Origin of the sequence: Streptomyces polyrhachis, assembly GCF_042663125.1 — a bacterium.
GTDB lineage: Bacteria > Actinomycetota > Actinomycetes > Streptomycetales > Streptomycetaceae > Streptomyces > Streptomyces polyrhachii.
The window spans coordinates 1-2,589 of sequence record NZ_JBHSZO010000076.1; the positions used below are offsets into that span (position 1 = coordinate 1).

Genomic DNA, 2,589 nt, shown 5'->3' on the forward strand with positions numbered 1-2,589 from the left:
CGACCTACTCTCCCACAGGGTCCCCCCTGCAGTACCATCGGCGCGGAAAGGCTTAACTTCCGGGTTCGGAATGTAACCGGGTGTTTCCCCAACGCTATGATCACCGAAACTCTATGAAACTAACCCACCGGACCAACCCACCACCACAACAACCGTAGTAGGAGTGGGGGTCGACGGTTCGTTATCTCAGAACCTGCACAGTGGACGCGTAGCAGCTATGGACAAGCCCTCGGCCTATTAGTACCGGTCAACTCCACCAGTTACCTGGCTTCCATATCCGGCCTATCAACCCAGTCGTCTACTGGGAGCCTTACCCCATCAAGTGGGTGGGAGTCCTCATCTCGAAGCAGGCTTCCCGCTTAGATGCTTTCAGCGGTTATCCTTTCCGAACGTAGCCAACCAGCCATGCCCTTGGCAGGACAACTGGCACACCAGAGGTTCGTCCGTCCCGGTCCTCTCGTACTAGGGACAGCCCTTCTCAAGACTCCTGCGCGCGCAGCGGATAGGGACCGAACTGTCTCACGACGTTCTAAACCCAGCTCGCGTACCGCTTTAATGGGCGAACAGCCCAACCCTTGGGACCGACTCCAGCCCCAGGATGCGACGAGCCGACATCGAGGTGCCAAACCATCCCGTCGATATGGACTCTTGGGGAAGATCAGCCTGTTATCCCCGGGGTACCTTTTATCCGTTGAGCGACGGCGCTTCCACAAGCCACCGCCGGATCACTAGTCCCGACTTTCGTCCCTGCTCGACCCGTCAGTCTCACAGTCAAGCTCCCTTGTGCACTTACACTCACCACCTGATTACCAACCAGGCTGAGGGAACCTTTGGGCGCCTCCGTTACTCTTTAGGAGGCAACCGCCCCAGTTAAACTACCCACCAGACACTGTCCCTGATCCGGATCACGGACCGAGGTTAGACATCCAGCACGACCAGAGTGGTATTTCAACGACGACTCCACAACCACTGGCGTGGCCGCTTCACAGTCTCCCACCTATCCTACACAAGCCGAACCGAACACCAATATCAAGCTATAGTAAAGGTCCCGGGGTCTTTCCGTCCTGCTGCGCGAAACGAGCATCTTTACTCGTAGTGCAATTTCACCGGGCCTATGGTTGAGACAGTCGAGAAGTCGTTACGCCATTCGTGCAGGTCGGAACTTACCCGACAAGGAATTTCGCTACCTTAGGATGGTTATAGTTACCACCGCCGTTTACTGGCGCTTAAGTTCTCAGCTTCGCACACCCGAAAGTGCACTAACCGGTCCCCTTAACGTTCCAGCACCGGGCAGGCGTCAGTCCGTATACATCGCCTTACGGCTTCGCACGGACCTGTGTTTTTAGTAAACAGTCGCTTCTCGCTGGTCTCTGCGGCCACCCCCAGCTCAAGGAGCAAGTCCTTTCACCAGTGATGGCCCCCCTTCTCCCGAAGTTACGGGGGCATTTTGCCGAGTTCCTTAACCATAGTTCACCCGAACGCCTCGGTATTCTCTACCTGACTACCTGAGTCGGTTTAGGGTACGGGCCGCCATGAAACTCGCTAGAGGCTTTTCTCGACAGCATAGGATCATCCACTTCACCACAATCGGCTCGGCATCAGGTCTCAGCCTTACATGTCATCCGGATTTACCTGGACAACGGCCTACACCCTTACCCCGGGACTACCACCGCCCGGGCTGGACTACCTTCCTGCGTCACCCCATCACTTACCTACTACAAGTCTGGTCCGTCGGCTCCACCACTCCGATCTTGTCCGAAGACGCAACCGGCGGTTTCACGGACTTAGCATCGCCTGGTTCGATATTGGGCGTTTCAAAGCGGGTACCGGAATATCAACCGGTTGTCCATCGACTACGCCTGTCGGCCTCGCCTTAGGTCCCGACTTACCCTGGGCAGATCAGCTTGACCCAGGAACCCTTAGTCAATCGGCGCACACGTTTCCCACGTGTGTATCGCTACTCATGCCTGCATTCTCACTCGTGAACCGTCCACAACTCGTTTCCACGGCTGCTTCACCCGGCACACGACGCTCCCCTACCCATCCACACGGGCGTTGGCCCTCATGTGTGAATGACACGACTTCGGCGGTACGCTTGAGCCCCGCTACATTGTCGGCGCGGAATCACTTGACCAGTGAGCTATTACGCACTCTTTCAAGGGTGGCTGCTTCTAAGCCAACCTCCTGGTTGTCTCTGCGACTCCACATCCTTTCCCACTTAGCGTACGCTTAGGGGCCTTAGTCGATGCTCTGGGCTGTTTCCCTCTCGACCATGGAGCTTATCCCCCACAGTCTCACTGCCGCGCTCTCACTTACCGGCATTCGGAGTTTGGCTAAGGTCAGTAACCCGGTAGGGCCCATCGCCTATCCAGTGCTCTACCTCCGGCAAGAAACACACGACGCTGCACCTAAATGCATTTCGGGGAGAACCAGCTATCACGGAGTTTGATTGGCCTTTCACCCCTAACCACAGGTCATCCCCCAGGTTTTCAACCCTGGTGGGTTCGGTCCTCCACGACCTCTTACAGCCGCTTCAACCTGCCCATGGCTAGATCACTCCGCTTCGGGTCTAGAGCGTGCAACTACGCA

2 rRNA genes (1 of these 2 only partly in view) are annotated in these 2,589 nt (G+C 56.6%); both read right to left on the reverse strand.

The window, feature by feature from the left end:
• Positions 1 to 108 (reverse strand): 5S ribosomal RNA (rrf, locus tag ACFQLX_RS25525); the annotation flags it as partial.
• A 109-nt stretch (positions 109 to 217) separates the two neighbouring features.
• Positions 218 to 2,589, reverse strand: a 23S ribosomal RNA gene (locus tag ACFQLX_RS25530); it runs 1,077 nt beyond the window's last position.